The organism is Paraglaciecola sp. IT1134 (genome assembly GCF_058068185.1).
The window spans coordinates 5,250,561-5,272,724 of the sequence record NZ_CM176486.1 but is presented as its reverse complement, the minus strand read 5'-3'; the positions used below and the strand labels follow the sequence as shown (position 1 = coordinate 5,272,724).

Here is a 22,164-nt window from a genome sequence, read left to right as displayed (position 1 = left end):
TAAAGAGAGGGCACATGAGCGATATATTACAACTACTTGAAAATAATAAAAATTGGTCGGAAAGTATGCACAAAGCAGAGCCTGGTTTTTTTGACAAGCTGGCTAAGCGCCAAAAGCCGGAATATTTGTGGATAGGCTGCTCGGACAGCCGGGTACCTGCTAATCAGCTATTGGGTTTAGTGCCAGGTGATATTTTTGTCCATCGTAATGTGGCCAATCTGGTGGTGCATACGGATTTCAACTGTTTGTCGGTGTTGCAGTACGCTGTTGATGTGTTAAAGGTCAAACATGTGATCGTGTGTGGTCATTATGGCTGTGGCGGAATAGAGGCAGCCTTGCAGGATCAGCAACTTGGGCTGATTGACAACTGGCTGGGACATATCAAAGATATTGCCCACTACCATAAAGATGAATTAAGTCAACTCGATAACGTGCAACGTGCAGCGCGTCTGTGTGAACTCAATGCCATTGAACAGGCACAAAATATAAGACGCAGCAATATTGTCAAAGATGCTCTAAAACGGGGTCAGGACATTACTATTCACAGTTGGATTTATAGTTTGCGTAATGGCCGAATAAAAGATCTTTCAAAGCAGAACAAGTGAATGTAAATCGGCGCAATGGTTGGATTGCAGCTTGTTTGTTGCTCTGCTCATCGGCATCTTCGGCTGATGAGCAGCGCTGGTATTTTGTGCGCCATTTCGAAAAGCTCGCTGGTGAAGATCCGGGGTTAACCGTTAAAGGCCAGGAGCGGGCGCAGTTCTTAGCCCGCTTTTTCGCCCACATTCCCTTAACAAAAATCTATTCGACCGATTATCAACGTACCAAGCAAAGTGCCCAGCCGCTAGCTGAGGCGTTGGGTCTGGAAATTGAGTATTATTCTCCCGCCAAGTTAACAGATTTTGCTGACAAGCTGGCAGTCAAGGATAAAGTCTTAGTTATCGGACATAGTAATACTACCCCCGAACTGGTTCGCCTCATGGGGGGCGAAGCCAAGGGTCTGAATGAGCAAGACTTTGGCCGCCTGTTTATTCTCAGCAAAAGTACCCGGGGCGTAAACACCCAGTCGGTGATCCTGCCCTTTGGCCTACAACACCAAGAGGTACAGAAATAATATCGTTGTCTGACAAATTTAAGCTCCAACAGGCAAAGTTTAGCCAAGAATATGCATAAAAATCTAAAGCTAATTTTCAACCGGTGTTAGAATCCTGCCTTTGTTTCATTATCATGGTTAACTTATGCCCACTGCCAATCAGCAATCCAAAATAAAAACTAAACCTGCACTGGGTTTAGTCGAATTTGTGGCACTGATGGCCTTGATGACGTCATTGGTCGCTTTGAGTATCGATGCGATGTTACCGGCGCTCAATCAGATCGCTGTGGAATTGGGGATTTCCGACCCCCAGAATACCCACCTGATCGTATCTCTGTTTTTTATTGGCATGGCCTTCGGTCAGTTATATTACGGCCCTTTATCCGATGACAAGGGGCGGCGCTACGTCATTATTTCAGGTTTGATCATTTTCGGCATAGGCACGGTGGTGTGCATGCTGGCTGATTCGTTAACCGTGTTACTCGTTGGGCGGGTAGTCCAGGCATTTGGCGTGTCAGGCCCAAGGATCGCGGCCTTGGCTGTTATCCGTGACCAGTATCAGGGTGAGGCGATGGCGCGGGTGATGTCTTTTATCATGATGGTATTTATTTTGGTACCCATGTTAGCCCCTAGTTTCGGTCAGGCAATTTTAGCGATTTCTTCTTGGCGGCATATTTTCACTTCATTCTTGTTTATCGGGTTGCTAACGGGTATCTGGTATTTTGTACGTCAACCAGAAACGCTGCCTAAAGACAAACGTACACCTTTTAGTTGGCGCCAACTTTGCGTATCCAGCAGATTCATCCTCACCCATAAGCTGGTGATGTTTTATACCCTGGCCATGGGGCTAGTCTTCGGTGCCTTTTTGGCCTATATCAGTGCCTCCCAAACGGTATTTCAGGATATTTATGATACGGGGGAATTGTTCCCGCTGTATTTCGCATTTTTAGCTTTCTCCATCGGCTTCGCGTCATTCATCAATGGCACCCTGGTAATGCGTTTGGGCATGCGTAAATTGTGCACCTGGGCGATCTTAGGCTGGGTAAGTTTTTCGATTTTGCTGACCTATTTATGTTTGATTTATGACGGCATCCCCCCGCTTAATTATTTTGTCGCAGTTTTGTTTGCTGCATTTTTTTGCATCGGTATTTTATTTGGCAATTTGAATTCGATGGCCATGCAGCCCCTAGGTGACACCGCGGGTTTGGGTGCAGCGATAATTGGCTCATTAAGTAGTGTGGTGTCTGTACCAACGGCGGTTTTTATTGGCAGTTTTATCAACTACACTGTCACCCCCATTGCCCTGGGCTTTGTGTTTTTTGGTGGTTTGTCATTGGCCTTTTTCTGGTTTGCTGAAAGAGTGCCCAAGTAGCTAATCAGTGCCCGGTACGGCTTATCATAATGGAGCAGCAACTCGAGGGTGGAACATTTCCTGCACGGTCAGTTCGTTCATATGTGATTCAGCAAAGTGTTGGATAATCAGCACTAGAAATTTTGCCTTGCTTAGTCAAGCAAAGGTTTTCACTAAGCAGTTTTATAAGGAGTACAAGATGTATAAGAGACTTATCGTTGGTGTAGCATTATCAGGATTAGTTCTAGGTGGTTGTGCGTCAGGCACGAACGCATCCAATACCCAAAAAGGTGCGGGTATAGGCGCCATAGTTGGAGCTTTAATAGGTAAAGGTACCGGAGATAACGATAAAAGTCGTTATGTGTGGGGTGCGGCCGTGGGTGCTCTGGCGGGTTCAGCTATCGGTAATTATATGGATAAACAAGAAGAAGAATTTCGTGAAGAGTTAGCGGATACAGGTGTTGAAGTCTACAGAGAAGGTGACAACCTGCGTCTATATATGCCTGGCAGTATTACCTTTAATACAGGTAAATCCAATCTCGATAGCAGCTTTTACCCTATCCTTAAAGACGTAGCCCTGGTCATTAACAAGTATGAAAAAACGACATTAATGGTAGAAGGGCATACTGATAATGTAGGTGCTGATGATCTGAACCAGCGTTTATCTGAATCTCGAGCCAACAGTGTGAAAAGCTTCCTGGTTCAAACCGGAGTAGATACCAGACGTATCAGTACAGTAGGTATGGGAGAATATAACCCTATTGCCGATAATGACACTGCCAGTGGTAAACAGAAAAATCGCCGCGTAGAATTGAAAATTATCCCTTTGAGCAAAAGTTAGAAATTGCACTTGTGCTGAAAACGCTGTGCTACAAGCTTCATCGTTATCCTTAACAATGTAAGCATGGCGTTTTTTTGATCATTAAATCTGGTTGGAACAAGCTAGGAAAGTGACAACAAGCTGCCGTTATTTAACTAAACGGATAATCGGTCGGTCTTCTACTTTAGTTTCCTGAATTTCAATCACTTTGGAACTGCGAACGCCATCTTTCATTCTGTCGTAACTCAAATATTTCATATCTAAAGATTCACAAAACTTGTAGATGGTAAGAAAATCACTCTTTGACAGGTCTTCGTTGTCTTTGGTTAGCTGCGTGTCTATGTACATTTGCTCGCCGTTGGCGGTTAACATAGCAACTGCAGAGTAAGGCTCACCATGTTTGGCTACCTTCAACGCTCTAACCATTTTCACCTCAAATACCCAATCGCCCATTTTTGCTAGTCTAGTTATTGTTTCGCTCATCAGATTTCCTGTTTAGGTTTTGTGGGTACTTCTGGGGGATACGAACCTTTTATAAAGCAATAGCTGGGCCAACTTTGAGAACCCGTGACACGGGGCCTGAGAGCATTTTACATTTACGATGTGTACCCATTTGCATACATTATAGTCATATCTGTATATAAAATGTTAACTGAATAGCCGGTTATTTCATGGTAAGCAGTTAACTGTTTGATTTTGATGGGGAAAAACTTGTATTTTTGTTGTCTTCTTTTGCTGACACAAACAAGCTTGCCCTGTTAATACAGACATAATTGGCTACAAATTAGGCAGCGATGCGAATCGCGACGAAAGACCTAATCTTTCTATGCAGTAATTACGCCAATAAATCGGGCAATAATTAAGCCAATTATGTTTTATATAAAAAAGCCCAGCCAAATTGGCTGGGCAAAAAGGGCTTTTTACAGCACCTAACGACAGAAATTGTAATCTAGAATGAAGAGCAGCTTTTACGCGGACTCAACGATGGCTTTCATATCAGTCATGTAGCCTCGCAGTTGACTGCCTATTGTCTCTACGCCATGTTCGCGAATGGCTTTGTTGACTTCAACCAGGGTCTTGTTATCCACACTGTTGGAACTGGCGGAAAAAGTCTTGCCTATGAGTTCGGTGCCTATTTCAGGCATGAGTTTGGCCGCGAGTAAGGGTATCGCCACATTGGCAAATAAATAATTTCCATATTCTGCCGTATCGGAGATAACTACATTCATTTCGTACAATCGCTTACGGGCAATAGTATTGGATATAAGCGGCGTTTCATGTAGCGATTCGTAATATGCCGATTCAGGCAAGATCCCCGCTTCAACCATGACATCGAAGGCCAACTCTACGCCGGCTTTAATCATGGCAACGATGAAAACACCATTATCGAAAAATTCTTGTTCGTCTATTTTACCGCTGAAAAGTGGCGCGTTTTCAAAACCGGATTGGCCAGTTTCTTCTCGCCATTTTAGCAAGTTTGCGTCACCATTCGCCCAATCTTCCATCATAGCGCGAGAAAACTCGCCGCTTATTATGTCATCTTGATGTTTACCAAATAACGGACCCAACAATGTTTTGAGCTCAACAGAAAGTTCAAAAGCCTTCACTTTTGCCGGATTGGACAGCCTGTCCATCATATTGGTCACACCACCAATTTTCAGGGCTTCGGTGATAGCTTCTAGACCTTGCTGGATCAACGCGCCAGCATAGGCAGGGTCGATCCCTTCGGCTACCATCTTCTCGTAGCCCAGTATGGCGGCGGTTTGTTGCATGCCGCACAATATAGTTTGTTCGCCCATCAAATCTGATTTCACTTCAGCCACGAAAGACGATTCGAGTACGCCGGCGCGATCTCCGCCTGTTGCACTGGCCAAGGCTTTGGCAATTTCCCAGCCAAGCTGTTGTGGATCGTTTTCGGGATGCACAGCAATGAGTGTAGGGACGCCAAATCCACGTTTATATTCTTCCCGCACTTCCGTGCCCGGACATTTGGGAGCACACATCACCACTGTGATATCATCGCGAATTTGTTGACCTTCTTCGACTATATTAAAACCGTGTGAGTAGCCTAGTGACGCCCCTTTTTTCATCAGAGGCAAAATGGCTTCTACCACACTGGAGTGCTGTTTATCCGGGGTCAAGTTATAAACCAGATCAGCATCAGGAATGAGTTGTTTGTAAGTGCCGACCGTGAAACCGTTGCCACTGGCGCGCTGAAACGAATCACGTTTCTCATCGATGGCGGCCTGACGTAAAGCATAGGACACGTTCAAACCTGAATCACGCATATTCAGCCCCTGGTTTAAGCCCTGGGCTCCGCAGCCAATGATGACGATCTTTTTACCTTTGAGAAATTCACATCCGTCTGCAAACTCACTGCGTTGCATGAATCGACAGCGACCAATTTGGTTCAGCTGTTGTCTTAAAGATAACGTATTAAAATAATTTGCCATGTCTTTTTTTTCCTATATGTGCAACAAGTCAGTGACGATCTCGTGTGACTGAACAATAGTTGATCTATTCACTTGTATAAAATGATATATTTGCAACATGACGTTTCATATATTGCAATTATAAAATAATTACTATGGATATCCGTAACTTAGTCTTATTTCAGCATTTAGCGAAGAATCTGCATTTTGCCAATACTGCGGATGCGTTGTTTGTTAGCCCCTCAACTCTCAGCCGTGCTATCCAGCGACTGGAACAGGAATGCGGAAATGCCTTATTTGTGCGGGATAATCGTAAGGTACAAATCACTGTAGCGGGACAAAAGCTGCTGGCATTTACGGATCAAACGCTCAACGCCTGGCAGCAGCTTAAAGTTGAACTGGACCAGCACAACCAGATATTACAGGGTGAGTTAAGTTTATATTGTTCGGTTACTGCCAGTCACAGCCACTTACCCAAGATATTGGACAGTTTTCGCCATAGTTACCCGCAGATAGAAATTAAGCTCACCACAGGGGATCCAGCGCTTTCGGTAAGCAATGTCATGGATCGTAAGGTCGATGCCGCCATTGCTATTCATACGCCGGATTTTCCACAGGAACTGAGCTTCCTGCCCCTGGGTAAAATCCCATTGTTACTAATCGCTCCCAAAGACGCCAAGCTAACCCAGCTAAGTCAGGTAGACTGGCGTCAGCACTCGGTTATTTTACCTGATTCGGGGCCCTCAAAACGCATAGTGCATCACTGGTTCGCCGAACAAGGTATTAGACCACGGGTTTATGCCACTGTAGGGGGAAATGAAGCCATCGTCAGTATGGTAGCTCTGGGGTTCGGATTGGGCATAGTGCCCCAGGTAGTCGTGGATAACTCAGTGGTTAGCCAAAGGGTAAGCCGGATCGCCATTTCTGATATTGAACCCTATGACCTGGGACTGTGTTGCCTGACAAAACGCGCTGAAGAACCTTTGCTACAAGCATTTTTCAACTGTCAACACCCCAGTAACTAGTTGTGCGTCAACTGGGCCAACATGCGATCAAAAGCTCGGTAATTAAGGGCTTCTCCCAGATGCTGGCGTTTTATGTTGGGCTGCTCGGCGAGATCCGCTATGGTTCTGGCGACTTTCAGCACCCTGTGGTAGGTGCGTAGGGAGAGCCCCAGTTTTTCTACCGCAAGTTGCAAAAATTGCTGGTCACTTGTTTGTAACTGACAATAGTTTTGCACTTCTTTACTACCGAGCTGGGCATTGGGTTTGTTGGCCCGTTGTTGTTGCACGTCTCTGGCCTGGATCACCCTTAGTCTGATGGTTTTGCTGCTTTGGCCCCGCTCTTTGACTTGTTCAGCAAACTCATTGGCAGTCAATTTGGGCACATCCACCTGTAAATCTATGCGGTCCAAAAATGGCCCGGAAATACGGTTTAAATAACGCAGTATCTGCTCAGCGGTGCAGCGTCCGTCGTGTAAACTGCCTGTCGGACTAGGGTTCATGGCTGCTACCAATTGGAAACGTGCCGGAAACTGGGCTTGGCGAGCCGCCCTTGAAATCGAGACAAAGCCGGACTCCAGGGGTTCTCGCAATACATCCAGTACCTTGCGATCGAACTCAGGAAGCTCATCTAGAAATAATACCCCGTGATGTGCCAGGGATATCTCACCTGGACGCGGCACACTGCCGCCGCCAACCAGGGCCACAGCGGAGCTGGTATGATGGGGGTGGCGAAACGCCCGTTGTTTCCAGGTAGCAGGATCTACAGGTTTGCCCACTATGGAGTGAATAGCAGCGCTGGCCAGGGCTTCAGCATCATTCATAGGGGGTAATATCGTGATTAAACGGCTGGCCAACATAGTTTTACCTGTACCTGGGGGGCCGGTAAAAAGCAGGTTATGGCCGCCAGCAGCGGCAATTTCCAGGGCTCGTTTGGCGGCGCCCTGGCCCACTACATCTTGTAAGTCCGTGTCGTAGTCAGCGTTGTGCCGACAGACCTGCGCTTCATATAGGGGCAATGTTTGTTGCCCGCTAATATGATGGAATACGTCGAGCAGCTGCCGGACAGGTATAACCCTGGCTCCTTGTATGAGACCGGCTTCGCGGGCGTTTTGATGTGGCAGTATGGCAATTCGACCTGCCTGATGGCAGGCATAAGCAAAGGGCAAGGCACCGCATACGGATCGGATCTCACCAGACAATGCAAGTTCGCCGACTAATTCAATATTTCCAAGATTCTGCAACGGTAATTGACTGCTGGCGGCGATAATCCCCATAGCGATAGCTAAGTCGAAGCGACCGCCTTCTTTGGGCAGGTCCGCTGGTGCCAGATTAACCGTAATCCGCCTGGCGGGAAATTCGAACCCCGAGTTGATTAACGCACTGCGTACCCGATCTTTGGCTTCGCGCACCGACGCTTCGGGCAAACCCACCAGATTGAAACAGGGTAAACCATTAGCCAGGTGCACTTCGACAGTAATTAAGGGCGCGTCTATACCGACACTCGCCCGAGAATACACCACAGCTAAGGACATTAGCAGCTCCGTTGCTCCTTACTTTAATTCCTTCTAAGGCTAGTCAATGGCGAGCGATAAAGCGAATAGCTAGGGCTTGGTGTTTAAGCGTCCGGTTGATTGGCACTGCTAAACACAGGTAAGTTCAAATGCCACTTCATCGCCAGCAAACGTATGCTCAAGGTGATGACAAACCCCACTATCATGCAGAACACTTTAGTCAGGCCTAAAAGGGACAAAGCTATATAGCTGGCGCCGCCAAAAATACAGGCTGTGGCATATAATTCACCCTTGAGAACTAGGGGGATTTCCCGGCAGATAACGTCGCGGATCAGGCCACCAAATACACCGGTCATAGTGCCCAGGGCGATAGCAATAAGAGGTGATGCGCCGTAGGTCAGGGCTTTTTGTAAACCCATCACATTAAAAAATGCTAATCCGATAGCATCGGCAAATAACAGATAACGCAGCGGAAAGCGATGACTGATACGCAGCCAGATGATGGTACAAAATGCAGCAGCTAAAATAGCGTAGAAAAAACTTGGGTCCTGGACCCAAAATACCGGCAAGTCGAGGATCATATCGCGCAACGTGCCACCACCAATGGCAGTGACGGAAGCCAGCACCACCACACCAAACCCGTCCATCTGTTTTTTGTAAGCCATCAAGGTGCCTGATACGGCAAAAACCGCCACGCCCAGCAGGTCTATCCAATGTAACCAAGTAATCATAATCTTCTCACCCATAATCGAAGCACAATGATACCGGTTATTGGGTATTTCTAAAGTATCATCGAAACTACTTTGTATATATCCAACAGCAAAAAAGCATATAGCGAAGCTTGATCCACTACGGCCGTTCATGTTACCTATATAAACAGTGACGATATACCCAAATTAGATTAGACCCAGTGTCCTATTCCAACTCGTGCAACAAAGTAATTATTTTGGTGACGCAAGTGGTGATTTATTCTCCGCGGGGATAGCTCTGGCTAATAGTCAGGTTTTACAGCCCCCCGCACGAGAGTACGGGGGGCTTTTTGTTATTAGGCAATAAAAAGCCAGTTCAAATAAATTTTTTGGCGCCAATATGGAATGCGCCTATAACTGGCGCTTATTGTTATAAGTGACCAAAATATGCAGCAAACGAGCATTATTCGTTGTCTGACACAGGTTCAATATTTAAAAACAGATTAAGGTAGAAAGACATGCCCAAGTTACGTTCGGCAACCACAACCCAAGGCAGAAACATGGCAGGTGCGCGCGCCTTGTGGCGAGCTACAGGAATGAAAGACGGGGACTTCGGTAAACCCATTATCGCCGTGTCTAATTCGTTTACCCAGTTTGTGCCCGGGCATGTGCATTTAAAAGACATGGGGCAGTTAGTCGCCCGCAGCATAGAAGCCGCCGGTGGCGTAGCTAAAGAGTTTAACACCATAGCAGTGGATGACGGTATCGCCATGGGGCACAGCGGCATGTTATACAGCTTGCCTTCCCGTGAGATTATCGCTGACTCGGTGGAGTATATGGTCAATGCTCACTGCGCCGACGCCATAGTGTGTATTTCCAATTGTGACAAAATTACTCCCGGTATGTTGATGGCGTCTATGCGTTTGAATATTCCCGTCATTTTTGTATCGGGAGGACCCATGGAAGCAGGCAAAACCAAGCTGTCTGATCAGATCATCAAACTGGATTTGGTTGACGCCATGGTCGCCGGTGTCGATGAAAACGTGAATGATGAACAAAGTGACGAGATTGAGCGTTCAGCTTGCCCAACCTGTGGCTCGTGCTCAGGGATGTTCACCGCCAACTCCATGAATTGTTTGACCGAAGCTTTAGGTTTATCATTGCCGGGCAATGGCTCTATGTTGGCTACTCACGCCGACCGTGAAAGCTTGTTTAAGCAGGCAGGCAGCCAAATCGTTGAACTGTGTCGTCGTTATTACCAGCAGGACGATGAGTCAGTGTTACCGCGCAATATAGCTAATTTCAAAGCGTTTGAAAATGCCATGAGTCTGGACATCGCTATGGGTGGCTCAACCAATACTATTTTGCATTTAATAGCCGCTGCTATTGAGGGGGAAGTGCCATTTACCCTGGATGACATTGATCGTTTATCCCGTAAAGTCCCACATCTATGCAAAGTAGCACCTTCTACCCCACAATATCATATGGAAGACGTGCACCGCGCTGGGGGGGTAGTGGGTATTTTGTCAGAACTGAATCGAGCCGGCTTGTTACACAGTGATACGCCCCATGTGTTAGGTAAAAGCATGGGCGAAGTTTTGGCGCTGTGGGACATCACAAACCCGGCCAATGAACATGCCCTGCATTTTTACCGAGCGGGCCCGGCGGGCATTCGTACCACCCAAGCCTTCAGTCAGAACTGTCGTTATCCTACGGCTGATACCGACCGCACCAATGGCTGTATACGCAGTCGTAATCATGCCTTTAGTGAAGAAGGTGGTCTGGCAGTATTATTTGGCAATATTGCAGAAAAAGGTTGTATCGTAAAAACCGCAGGAGTAGACGAATCTATTCATGTCTTTAGCGGCCGGGCGCGCATTTACGAAAGTCAGGACGATGCTGTAAAAGCCATCTTAGCCGATGAAGTTATCGCCGGTGATGTAGTAGTTATCCGTTATGAAGGGCCTAAAGGCGGTCCGGGAATGCAAGAGATGTTGTATCCAACAACCTACTTAAAAGCCAAAGGTTTGGGCAAACAATGCGCTTTGATCACAGACGGACGTTTCTCTGGTGGTACCTCTGGTTTATCGATTGGCCACTGTTCACCAGAAGCGGCCAGTGGCGGCGGTATAGGGCTGATTGAAGAGGGGGATATCATTCTCATTGATATACCCGCGCGTAAAATAGGCGTCGATATAACGGATAGCGAACTGCAAACCAGGCGTGAAACCATGGAACAAAGCCCTAAAGCGTGGAAACCTGTCAATCGTCAGCGCAAGGTGTCTTTGGCCCTGAAAGCTTACGCATTACTGGCGACCAGCGCCGATAAAGGCGCCGTACGCGACGCCAGTAAGTTGGAAGACTAATGACTGTCACTGCCCAAGAATATTTAAAGAAAATACTGGTGTCACCTGTATACGATGTGGCCGTTAACAGCGAACTGGTTGCGCTAAACAAGTTTTCAGCGGTGATCGGTAATGACGTGTGGCTCAAGCGTGAAGATCAGCAGCCGGTCAAATCGTTTAAACTCCGTGGGGCCTATAATAAGATCAGCCAGCTCACTGAAGCCACTCTCGCCGCCGGCATTATTACTGCATCGGCTGGCAATCATGCTCAAGGGGTTGCTTACTGCGCGGCGCGCAAGCAAATTCCAGCGGTGATCGTCATGCCTGAAACCACACCTGACATCAAAGTGGATGCAGTGCGTAATTTTGGTGGCAAATATGTGCAGGTGATAATGCACGGCACCGGGTTCGACCAGGCAAACGAAGAGAGTAAACGCCTGGCCAAAGTACATGGTTACACCCTGATCCCGCCCTTTGACGATCCGGATGTGATAGCCGGCCAAGGCACCATAGCCAAAGAAATGCTGGAGCAAAATCCCGGTCTGGATGTGGTTTTTATCGCCGTGGGGGGCGGGGGGTTGGCTGCGGGTATGAGCGTGTATTTTAAACAACTCAAACCGGAAATCAAAATCGTCGCGGTAGAAGCCGCAGAATCCGCCTGTTTACAAGCCGCTCTGCAGGCAGGTGAGCCCACTCCTTTGCCTTTTGTGGGGATTTTTGCTGATGGCGTGGCGGTCAAAACCATAGGCAACGAACCCTTCCGTTTGTGTCAACAATACGTGGATGAAGTGATCACAGTAACCAACGACGAGCTGTGTACTGCGATAAAAGACATCTTTGATGATACCCGTGTGATAGCGGAGCCTGCAGGGGCTCTGTCGGTAGCCGCTATGCGTAAATATGCCAATTTATATCAGGTTAAAGATCAAGTCTTTGCCGGAGTATTGTGCGGAGCCAATATTAATTTCCATACCCTGCGCTATGTGTCTGAACGCTGTGAACTGGGTGAGCAAAAAGAAGCCATTTTTGCGGTTAAGATCCCTGAGAAAAAAGGCGCCTTTAAACAATTCTGCGAATTACTTGGCGGACGGACTATTACCGAGTTTAACTATCGTTATGCCAGTAATAAAGAAGCGCATATTTTTGTTGGTGTGAAACTGCGTCGGGGAAGAGAAGAATTTGCCGAATTAACCTCTACCTTACGGGCTAATAATTACCCTTGTATGGATATGTCAGACAACGAAATGGCAAAACTGCATGTGCGCTATATGGTAGGGGGACGTCCTCCCGGTTTGCTGCATGAGCATTTGTTCTCTTTTGAGTTTCCCGAACAGCCTGGCGCGTTAATGACGTTTTTGAAGACCGTGGGTGAACGCTGGAACATCACCTTATTTCATTATCGCAACCATGGCGCTGCAGAAGGGTTAGTCTTGGCGGGATTTGACTTTGAGAATGCACAACGGGGGGATTTTGAGCTGCACCTCACTGAGCTTGGTTACCAATATACTGAACAAACTGACAATCCAGCCTATAAGTTCTTCCTGTCTGATTTAAATGGCGTGCTAAATTAGGTTACACAAGCCAAAAGTACGGATATTTATTTAGCCGCATGTTTTGGGTTTACCGAGTGTGAACCCAAAATATATAACTGCATGCCAATATATCTCATTGTTATCCAGTTTAGGGGTCAATGCCCTCTTACCCGCAAGTTTGGGCTACGTTTTTTTAAATGTGCCACGCTGCTATTGCCCAACCATTGAGTCGCCAAAGTGGTGTATTTTTCCGGGCCGATGAGCTTTAACGAATGATCTTTGATAGCGTCATCAAACTCTTCCCACCCCATCCATATTTTAGTCAGCTTTTGAGCGCTGACCTGGATATCGACATCGACTGCGAAATTACGATCTACGTGGCATAGATCAACATCGTTCGCTTCAAACACCAGCCAATGTTCACTCTTATTTTCAGGCATATCAGTGAGGAAAAAATGCACGATAAAAGGATCGGGTAAGATGGGGTGTTGTTTCACATTACGCCGAATGTCCCACATCAGAAAATTCACATCCACATTTTCTACTGAAGGTTCAATTTCCAACCATTCTTGCCCCCACAACGCCATGGAAAATACCACGGGTTCTAGTGCTTTCCCTGCTGGCGTCAGTAGATAATCCACATGTCCTGTGCTGCGTTTCTCATGACGGGTAATTAGGCCGATAGCGCATAATTCTTTTAGTCTGTTCGATAGTAAGGTGCGCGACATACGTGGCACCCCACGACTGAGATCGTTGAAGTTTGTCGAGCCAAACAACAGTTCTCGAAATAACAACAACGTCCATCTGTTACACAAAAACTCGGCAGACATGGCTAGGGGACAATATTGTCCATAAGTAGGGGCACTCATCAGGTCTATCCATATTGTAAGGCGTAGTTCGAGGATAGTTGGCTTTAAGCCGTGCGCAAGGAGGATAACTCAAAGGGGTGATTTAATTGTACCGGCTAGTCCATATGGTGCACTAGACGCGTTTATTTTCTTAGCATAGGGTGGTGCGTGAAGCAACACTTTAGAATAAAGGAAAATAGATATGAACATTCAGGTAAAGGGATTAGATGACACTAATGTGGAACTTGGTAGTGAGGTGATAACCGCATTTGCCGAGACGTTGCGCGGTAAACTTTTGACTGCAAAAGACGATAGCTACGAAACAGCCAGACAAGTGTGGAATGGTATGATCGACAAACACCCAGCTTTGATTGTTTGCTGCAGTGGCACGGCCGATGTTATGCACGCGGTTACTTTCGCTCGTCAACATAAGCTGTTGCTGTCCATAAAAGGAGGTGGACATAATATTGCGGGCAGTGCGGTATGTGACGGTGGATTGACCATTGACTTAAGTAATATGAAAGGGGTGATGGTCGATCCCCAAAAACGCACTGCGCAAGTACAAAGTGGGGCGTTACTGGGAGATGTGGATCATGAAACTCAGTGTTTCGGTCTAGCAGTACCCAGCGGCATAAATTCCACCACAGGCATGGCGGGCTTAGCATTAGGAGGCGGCTATGGTTGGTTAAGTCGAACATATGGTCATACGGTTGACAATATTCTGTCTGCGGACATAGTGACCGCCAACGGCGAGTTTTTGCACCTGTCTGAACAGCAAAATAGCGACCTGTTTTGGGCGATCCGTGGGGGTAGCGGTAACTTTGGAGTGATCACTAAGTTCGAATTTAAATTACATCCTGTAGGTCCCACTATATTAAGCGGCCCGGTTGTTTTCCCCTTGGATCAAGCAAAAGAAATATTACAACAATATCGCCAACTGGCTCGCACCCTGCCTGATGAGGCAACCTGCTGGTCGGTCATTCGAAAAGCACCACCCTTCCCGTTTCTCGATACCAAATACCATGGCCAGCCTGTGCTGATATTGGCTATGGCTTATATTGGGGATATGCAACAAGGCGAAACGATACTGGCGCCACTACGTAAACTGGGGCACGCCATAGGCGACGCAGTGGCGCCCCATCCTTACGCTGCCTGGCAAGCCGCTTTTGACCCCTTATTAGCCGCAGGTGCGCGCAATTATTGGAAATCCAGTGATTTTACCGAGCTCAGTAATGTGGTCATTGATATTCTTTTAGAGGCAGCCAGCAAACTACCTTCTCAAGAGTGCGAGATATTCGCCGCCCAGCTAGGAGGTTTTGCCTCTAGCGTCGCTGGCAATGCGATGGCTTTTCCCCACCGCTCAACTGCTTACACCATCAATATTCATGGGCGCTGGCAAACCGCAAAAGAAGATAACCGAGGCAAAGATTGGGTACTAAGGTTATTTAGCCAACTTGAAGATTTTTCCACCGGCAGTGTGTATGTCAATTTTGTGCCCGAAAATGGTGAGACGCGAAAAATTGGCCCCTATGGTGCAAACCTTCCTCGATTACAACAGATAAAGGGGCAAGTGGATCCTATGAACCTGTTTCGTAGCAATATTAATATATTACCTTCGCATTAGGGATTCCTGACCGAGCTTGGGTGTCGGTATTGGCAAAGATATTTCTGCTGGCGTTTATTCCAGTAGGAATGACAACAAGTACTCAAAATGAAACTAGTGGAGTAACAAATGATGACTATATCGTTATATGAAAGACTGGGAAGCAGCGAAGGAATTACCCGTATTGCCGATGATCTTGTGGACATGCATCTGGCTAACCCCCGTATTGCCCCGAGATTTTTAGCGGCTGATATTATCGCTATGAAAAATGCAGCTGCGACCTTTTTTATCTCTGGTACTGGTGGACCTAACGTTTACCAAGGTAAAGACATGCGCAGTACACATAAAGGTATGAACATTGACACAGGTGAATTCATCGCTGTGCTGGATGATGCCCTTGGGGCATTAAGCAAAAATAACGTTGCTCAGCGAGAACAAGAAGAAGTGTTATTTATTTTGTACAGTATGAAATCCGAGGTGGTATTAGTTTAATCCAGCCCCTGTGCTTAATTGCTCCGGGGCGCAAGATCCGCGGCTTGTATTGACTTGTATGATTACAGATATGTTGCTTGACTTATATCTGCTGCAACCTTTGGGTAATTTCCGGAGAGATCAAGGCGACGACATCAGCCAATAAGGCTTCGCTTTTGGCTGTGTGTACTAATTGGCCTTCGTCGGACGCGTTAAGGAATCCGTTGTCTTTAAGTGCATTAATAAAAGTTGCCAGAACATTTTTGTCGAAAAACTCAGGTGAGTTAATACCGTGTAATGCAGACAAACGTTCAGCAAACAGCCGGCTTTGTTTTTCCAATCGACCACGACTGATCGTACTTTCAGAGGCTAGAATAGTCAACACGGTGGCGTAGCGTTGCAGGGTTTCCTGGATGCTACGATTAAGGATCCAGGTAGAATAAAATTCTTTACTGGCCGCCGCTGGTGGCATTATTTTTCGCCCTTTTAGGCGTAACAAACCCATAGCCTGCATGTGCACCAATAAAGACTCACTATATTCCAGAGCTTGTTGTTGGCTCATGTATATAAAAAGCTCTCTTTGCAGCAACGGGTACAACTGTGCCACCAAGGCCATTATTTTGCTTTTTTCTAAACCGTTATAGGCAAAAACTATGGCACTGATAAGGCCGGGTAAGGCGAATAGATGCAGAATATTGTTGCGGTAGTAGGTTAGGGCAACGGCATTGTGGGGCTTAAGGGAAATGATCTTGCCAAAACCATCTAGGCTGACTTCAAACTTGTTGAGTTTCAAAGTGTTTTCCAAAAGCTGCTTGCCACTGCTGGTGGGAAAGGTGGCCAGCTCGCTAAAAGGAGCGACATTCAACAGCTGGATATAATGATCCATCGCCAGCGCGAGCTCGTTTTCAGCCATGGCGTGTTTCTTGGCTGACAACAAACATATAGCGCACAAAGACATACCACTGACTGCAGCCGCCTGGTTGATTTTACCCATGACGTCGTTTGCCAGCGTATTGACCACTGGAGTGAGCCAGCGCGGCTTTTTGTCATCTTGCATAGCTTGGGCGTCGCGCCAATCCGGTAGCTGGCTATCGAGATAATTAGTTAAATTAATAGGTTCGCCAAAATTGAGGAAGCCGTTGCCATAATTTTTCAGTTTGCGTATTGCGGAAAACACCTGAAAGAACGACTCTTTCTTTTTGTCTGTACCTTTGAGCTCCTTCAGGTAACTAGCCACTTCCATGACGTGTTCGTAACCTATGTAAACTGGCACTATGCTAACTGGACGGTTGATGCCCTTGACTAATGCCTGAAGTGTCATAGCTAACATGCCGGTTTTTGGCGGTAACAAACGACCAGTACGACTGCGCCCGCCCTCTGGGTAATATTTGACTGAATATCCCTTGTTAAACAGTAATTCAAGGTACTCGCGAAATACGGCGCTATAGAGCTTGTTACCGGCAAAGCTGCGGCGTAAAAAAAATGCCCCGCCCCGGCGTAAAATTCCACCTACCGGCCAGAAATTCAAGTTAATGCCAGCGGCAATATGCGGGGTGACCAAACCCTGATGATAAATCACATAAGTCAGCAGCAAGTAATCCATATGGCTTCGATGGCAGGGTACGTAAATGATCTCGTGGCCGGTTTGCGCCAGCGTGCGCACTTTGTCTGCATGTCTTACCTCTATGCCGTTGTATACCTTGTGCCATATTTTGGTCAGCAGGCGATCTCCTAGCCGCACTAAGCCTTCACGGTAATCTGCGGCAATCTCGGTCACATATTTGCGCGCTCGTAACTGGGCTTGTTGGTGAGATAATTGTTTACTTCTGGCTTCTTCATCAATCGCCCGGCGCACGGAATCTGCGCCCAAAACGCTATTATATAGCTCCTGACGCTCAAGTAATGTCGGGCCGATCAGGTTTTGACGACGACGGTGAAAATGGGTGCCGGCTAAGCGGATCAATTTGTGACCAATTTCTTCATCTGAGCCGGGAAGATCTGCCATGGTACGTGATGAAACGGCTTTGCTATAGCAGACAAAATTGTCCCGACCTAAAAACAATACAATAAAAAATTTGCGTAACCAACTGGGAGAGACCTGATGAGCGATGACATCTGACCAGCCAGAAAATTTGCGCCCAGGGGCCCGGCCCCAAAAAATAGATACGGGCACAATTTGCAGATCGAGATCCGGATTATCCCGGTGTATTTGAAATAATCGAGTCACATCGTCAGCGATATTGGTGATTTTGACTCTTCGAGTCAGCACCGAACGGGGTTGTTGCAAAAACAGGCAAGCTGCTAACTCGTGACCGGCAATGTGAATGTTGTCCGTCGGTTTAGGTAAGCCCAAAGAGTTAGTAGACATTTTCAAGGCCAGCTGATCGGTTACCGAATGGGTGCGTAGCAAATAGATGATGGTTTTATTTTTATCGATACCCAACTCGGTTTCGATGTCAGTGGGAATACTGTTGACTTTTACCAGCCACTTTACCGGAACCGAAATGAATGCAAGCAGCAATTTATGCAGCCAGACCATAGATTTTTACCTTGAGAATTGTCGACAGATCTAGGATAACACGACATTTTCATTTTTTATTGACTGGCAAAGGATTTGGCCTAAATATCTCGGGGCTAACTCATTATCTCAACAAAAATTTGAGATCTGCTAACGACTGTATATACTCACAGTTAAACTGTATGAAATAACAGGCTGTTTATGCGTCCACTAACTCCCCGTCAAGAAGAAGTACTGCAATTGATCAAAAACACTATGTTGGAGACCGGTATGCCACCGACTCGAGCAGAAATTGCCCGTAATTTGGGTTTCAAATCCGCCAATGCGGCCGAAGAACACCTTAAAGCCTTGGCCCGCAAAGGGGTGATCGAAATCTTGCCCGGTACATCCAGAGGGATAAAACTAACCACGCCCCTAGAAGATCAACTGGAAGACCTGGGTTTGCCTTTGATCGGACGGGTAGCAGCCGGTGAACCGATACTCGCTCAAGAGCATGTTGAAGGCCATTACAAAGTGGATCCAGCATTATTTAAGCCCAGTGCAGATTTCCTATTGCGCGTAAATGGCATGAGCATGAAAGATATCGGTATTTTAGATGGTGATCTATTAGCCGTGCATAAAACCACTGACGTGCACAATGGCCAAGTTGTTGTGGCCCGTTTAGACGACGATGTGACTGTTAAAAGATTAGAGAAAAAAGGACGTCAGATTCTGCTGCATGCTGAAAACGATGACTTTAAACCTATCGTTGTGGACTTGGCTACTCAGCCCTTCAATATTGAAGGGATTGCCGTAGGGGTTATTCGCAACGCTGACTGGATGTAATTTTTTTCAAACTTTATTTAGAGTGATGAGAGATCCTTTCATCACTCTGTCGATTTGGCGCTAACATCACTGAACCCAGTTAATACGCCGATTGGACTGCCCAACCTACCTGGCTCGCCCTCCGCTTTGTTGCAAAAGTATCAACCTAAGCCACTGATAACTTGATTAAAAAATGTTCGTTTGGATATAAAATAATCAAAAACACTGGACTCTTGGCCCCTTTTTGAGTAATTCTTAGTGTTCAGTTAACAAATGCATAACAAGCCTGTCTTATTCTAAGCCTAAAATGTGCAATACATCATTCAAGGGTGCTTTTTTTGGCAAAAAGTAAAGAGCGTTTGGCAGATAGGGGTGTCGAGTGAATAAAATTTTGTTAAGGGTTGGAGCGGCTATGGGCACGTTCATAACAACTTCAGCTTTCGCAGAATCAGTGTCGGGTGCGGATCAATATCAATTGAATATGCGCAAGGGAGTAACAGATCTCAGTGTCGAGGTTTACGATCTGCATATGCTGATGTTCTTAATCTGCGTGGGAATAGCGATAGTTGTGTTTGGGGCCATGTTTTACGCCATGCTGTTTCATCGTAAATCAAAAGGTGCGAAACCAGCCAATTTCCATGAAAGTGTCAAAGTCGAAATCGCCTGGACAGTCATTCCTTTTATTATTCTTATTATCATGGCCGTGCCGGCCGCCAAAACCCTAATTGCCATGGAAGATGCCAGCGAGCCTGATGTCACTATCTTGATTACGGGTTCTCAATGGAAGTGGAATTACAAGTATATGGATAATGATGTCGAATATTATTCAAGGCTTGCCACTCAACCAGAGCAGATTTCCGGTAAGTTAGCTAAAGGCGAAAATTATTTGTTAGAGGTCGATCGGCCCCTGGTAATCCCCACCGATAAGAAGGTGCGTTTCTTGATAACCTCTGATGATGTTATCCACGCATGGTGGGTGCCGGATTTTGCGATTAAACAGGACGCGAACCCCGGGTTTATCAATGACGCCTGGGCTAAGGTCAATGAACCCGGCGTTTATCGTGGTCAATGCGCCGAATTATGCGGCAAGGATCACGGTTTCATGCCCATAGTGGTGATTGCTAAAGAGCCAGCGGAATATGACCAATGGATAGCTAAACAAGAAGCAGTGCAGCAGCAAGCCCAAGCCGAAGAGCAGCGTCTGCTGTCCATGAACATGTCCAAGGAAGACCTGATGGCAACGGGCGAAAATGTCTATATGGCTAATTGTGCGGCATGTCATATGCCAAATGGTGAAGGCCTTCCCGGGGTTTTCCCAGCATTGAAAGGCAGCACAATCGCACTCAATGATATGGCGGAGCACATCAATATTGTATTAAACGGTAAGTCTGGCACCGCCATGGCTGCTTTCGCCAAACAACTGGGCATGTCTGATATCGCTGCTGTCATTACTTATGAGCGTAATGCTTGGGGTAATAACACAGGCGACTTAGTGCAAGCTAAAGACATCAACGCAGCCATGAACGGGCAATAAGAGGACGACCATGAGCACAGCAACCGAAACACTTGTGCATGACGAACATCATGCACATCAGATCCCAAAAGGGATAACGCGTTGGCTTTACACCACCAACCATAAAGACATTGGCACTTTGTACCTATGGTTTGCCTTTATTATGTTTTTAACCGGTGGCGCCATGGCCATGGTGATCCGCGCGGAACTATTTCAACCTGGCTTACAGATTGTCGACCCGAACTTTTTTAATCAGATGACCACGGTACATGGTTTGATCATGGTGTTTGGGGCCGTGATGCCGGCCTTTACGGGTCTGGCAAACTGGTTGATACCTATGATGATCGGTGCGCCGGATATGGCGTTACCGCGGATGAATAATTGGAGTTTTTGGATCCTGCCATTTGCCTTTCTGATTTTGCTTTCATCATTATTTTTAGAAGGCGGAGGGCCGGCTTTTGGCTGGACGTTCTACGCACCTCTGTCGACCACCTACAGCAATGACAGCACCGCCTTTTTCGTGTTTGCGGTGCATATCATGGGGATTTCGTCGATCATGGGGGCGATCAACGTCATCGTCACTATCTTTAACATGCGCGCCCCGGGCATGACCTGGATGAAAATGCCTTTGTTTGTCTGGACTTGGTTGATAACGGCATTTTTGTTGATTGCCGTTATGCCCGTGCTAGCTGGGGCCGTTACTATGGTACTGACTGACAAGTTTTTCGGGACCAGCTTTTTCGATGCGGCCGGCGGCGGCGATCCCGTTATGTTCCAGCATATCTTCTGGTTCTTTGGACACCCCGAGGTGTATATTATGATCTTGCCGGCCTTCGGCATTATCTCCCAAATCGTTCCGACCTTTTCCCGCAAAAAGTTGTTTGGTTATGCCTCTATGGTTTACGCTACCACGTCCATCGCACTGCTGTCTTTTATTGTGTGGGCTCACCATATGTTCACCACGGGCATGCCGGTATTCGCCGAAATGTTCTTTATGCTGGCCACCATGTTGATATCGGTGCCAACAGGCGTGAAGGTCTTTAACTGGGTGGCGACAATGTGGCGCGGCTCCCTGAGCTTTGAAGTGCCTATGTTGTTCGCCCTGGCCTTTATCGTATTATTTACCATAGGCGGTTTGTCAGGCTTGATGTTGGCTATTACACCGGTGGATTTCCAGTACCATGATACCTATTTTGTGGTCGCGCATTTCCACTACGTATTAGTAACGGGGGCGATTTTTTCCATTATGGCGGCGGTGTATTATTGGTTGCCCAAATGGACGGGCAGAATGTTTGATATCACTTTGGCCAAATGGCATTTCTGGTGCTCATTGGTGTCGGTCAACGTACTGTTTTTCCCCATGCATTTTGTCGGTTTGGCGGGCATGCCCCGTCGTATTCCAGATTATGCCTTGCAGTTCGCCGATTTTAATAAGTGGATCAGTTTAGGCGGGTTCGCCTTTGGTTTGTCACAGTTTATATTCCTGGCGTTGCTGATCAAGGCGTGTCGCAAACAGGGCGAGCCGGTGTCTGCCCAAGTATGGGAAGGAGCTGAAGGATTGGAGTGGGAAATACCCTCACCCGCGCCTTACCATACCTTCGAAACACCGCCTGTAGTGAAATAAAGGTTC

Annotated in this window: 18 protein-coding genes; 12 read left to right on the top strand and 6 right to left on the bottom strand. The window is 46.8% G+C overall.

What is annotated here, in order from left to right; all coding sequences use genetic code 11:
* Positions 1-14 precede the first annotated feature (14 nt).
* The 4 genes from can to AC3RV5_RS23100 all read left to right on the top strand — a co-directional run bounded on the left by can (position 15) and on the right by AC3RV5_RS23100 (position 3,285).
* Positions 15-605, top strand: coding sequence for a carbonate dehydratase (gene can / locus AC3RV5_RS23115; protein ID WP_489729910.1), 591 nt, complete (start codon positions 15-17; stop codon positions 603-605).
* Positions 602-1,114 carry a SixA phosphatase family protein gene (locus tag AC3RV5_RS23110; RefSeq protein WP_489729909.1) on the top strand — a complete coding sequence of 171 codons (513 nt, stop codon included), beginning with the start codon at positions 602-604 and terminating at the stop codon, positions 1,112-1,114. The genes can and AC3RV5_RS23110 overlap by 4 nt, the downstream gene beginning before the upstream one ends.
* A gap of 124 nt (positions 1,115-1,238) precedes the next feature.
* Positions 1,239-2,465 carry a multidrug effflux MFS transporter gene (locus tag AC3RV5_RS23105; protein ID WP_489729908.1) on the top strand — a complete coding sequence of 409 codons (1,227 nt, stop codon included), beginning with the start codon at positions 1,239-1,241 and terminating at the stop codon, positions 2,463-2,465.
* A gap of 178 nt (positions 2,466-2,643) precedes the next feature.
* On the top strand, positions 2,644-3,285 hold the full coding sequence (locus AC3RV5_RS23100; protein WP_489729907.1) for a YiaD family glycine zipper/OmpA-like lipoprotein: 642 nt from the start codon (positions 2,644-2,646) through the stop codon (positions 3,283-3,285).
* Positions 3,286-3,411: 126 nt separating this feature from the next.
* On the opposite strand, the gene AC3RV5_RS23095 is transcribed toward AC3RV5_RS23100, so the two are convergent.
* Together AC3RV5_RS23095 and ilvC are read right to left on the bottom strand one after the other, a co-directional pair.
* Positions 3,412-3,747, bottom strand: coding sequence for a hypothetical protein (locus AC3RV5_RS23095; protein ID WP_489729906.1), 336 nt, complete (start codon positions 3,745-3,747; stop codon positions 3,412-3,414).
* Between the two features lie 485 nt (positions 3,748-4,232).
* The gene (ilvC, locus tag AC3RV5_RS23090) at positions 4,233-5,717 is read right to left on the bottom strand and encodes a ketol-acid reductoisomerase (RefSeq protein ID WP_489729905.1); all 1,485 of its coding nucleotides are present in this window, start codon (positions 5,715-5,717) and stop codon (positions 4,233-4,235) included.
* Positions 5,718-5,851: 134 nt separating this feature from the next.
* On the opposite strand from ilvC, the gene ilvY reads away from it, so the two are divergent.
* Complete coding sequence (ilvY, locus tag AC3RV5_RS23085) at positions 5,852-6,721, top strand: HTH-type transcriptional activator IlvY (RefSeq protein ID WP_489729904.1); 870 nt, start codon at positions 5,852-5,854, stop codon at positions 6,719-6,721.
* Here the strand turns inward: ilvY and AC3RV5_RS23080 are convergent.
* Positions 6,718-8,232, bottom strand: coding sequence for a YifB family Mg chelatase-like AAA ATPase (locus tag AC3RV5_RS23080; RefSeq protein WP_489729903.1), 1,515 nt, complete (start codon positions 8,230-8,232; stop codon positions 6,718-6,720). The two genes, ilvY and AC3RV5_RS23080, sit on opposite strands and share 4 nt — an antisense overlap.
* A gap of 83 nt (positions 8,233-8,315) precedes the next feature.
* Entirely contained in the window at positions 8,316-8,942 is a 627-nt protein-coding gene (locus AC3RV5_RS23075; RefSeq protein ID WP_489729902.1) for a trimeric intracellular cation channel family protein, read from the bottom strand.
* 476 nt (positions 8,943-9,418) lie between these two features.
* Between AC3RV5_RS23075 and ilvD the strand changes: the two genes are divergently transcribed.
* Together ilvD and ilvA are read left to right on the top strand one after the other, a co-directional pair.
* On the top strand, positions 9,419-11,266 hold the full coding sequence (ilvD, locus tag AC3RV5_RS23070; RefSeq protein WP_489729901.1) for a dihydroxy-acid dehydratase: 1,848 nt from the start codon (positions 9,419-9,421) through the stop codon (positions 11,264-11,266).
* Entirely contained in the window at positions 11,266-12,816 is a 1,551-nt protein-coding gene (gene ilvA / locus AC3RV5_RS23065; protein ID WP_489729900.1) for a threonine ammonia-lyase, biosynthetic, read from the top strand. The genes ilvD and ilvA overlap by 1 nt, the downstream gene beginning before the upstream one ends.
* Positions 12,817-12,932: 116 nt before the next feature.
* Here ilvA and AC3RV5_RS23060 read toward each other — a convergent pair whose 3' ends face one another.
* Entirely contained in the window at positions 12,933-13,646 is a 714-nt protein-coding gene (locus AC3RV5_RS23060; protein ID WP_489729899.1) for a winged helix-turn-helix transcriptional regulator, read from the bottom strand.
* Between the two features lie 181 nt (positions 13,647-13,827).
* Here AC3RV5_RS23060 and AC3RV5_RS23055 point away from each other — a divergent pair, with 181 nt between their 5' ends.
* Both AC3RV5_RS23055 and AC3RV5_RS23050 read left to right on the top strand, forming a co-directional pair.
* Entirely contained in the window at positions 13,828-15,249 is a 1,422-nt protein-coding gene (locus tag AC3RV5_RS23055; protein WP_489729898.1) for an FAD-binding oxidoreductase, read from the top strand.
* A 108-nt stretch (positions 15,250-15,357) separates the two neighbouring features.
* Positions 15,358-15,720, top strand: coding sequence for a group I truncated hemoglobin (locus tag AC3RV5_RS23050; protein ID WP_489729897.1), 363 nt, complete (start codon positions 15,358-15,360; stop codon positions 15,718-15,720).
* 82 nt (positions 15,721-15,802) lie between these two features.
* On the opposite strand, the gene plsB is transcribed toward AC3RV5_RS23050, so the two are convergent.
* Positions 15,803-18,238: a glycerol-3-phosphate 1-O-acyltransferase PlsB gene (gene plsB / locus AC3RV5_RS23045; protein ID WP_489729896.1), complete on the bottom strand. Its 2,436-nt coding sequence runs from the start codon at positions 18,236-18,238 to the stop codon at positions 15,803-15,805.
* 180 nt (positions 18,239-18,418) lie between these two features.
* On the opposite strand from plsB, the gene lexA reads away from it, so the two are divergent.
* From lexA to ctaD, 3 genes are all read left to right on the top strand, one after another.
* Entirely contained in the window at positions 18,419-19,042 is a 624-nt protein-coding gene (gene lexA / locus AC3RV5_RS23040) for a transcriptional repressor LexA (protein ID WP_489729895.1), read from the top strand.
* 391 nt (positions 19,043-19,433) lie between these two features.
* Positions 19,434-20,555, top strand: a complete 1,122-nt coding sequence (gene coxB, locus AC3RV5_RS23035; protein ID WP_489732239.1) for a cytochrome c oxidase subunit II — start codon at positions 19,434-19,436, stop codon at positions 20,553-20,555.
* 10 nt (positions 20,556-20,565) lie between these two features.
* A complete protein-coding gene (ctaD, locus tag AC3RV5_RS23030; RefSeq protein WP_489729894.1) occupies positions 20,566-22,158 on the top strand; it encodes a cytochrome c oxidase subunit I in 1,593 nt (530 codons plus the stop codon).
* The last annotated feature ends 6 nt before the right edge of the window (positions 22,159-22,164 follow it).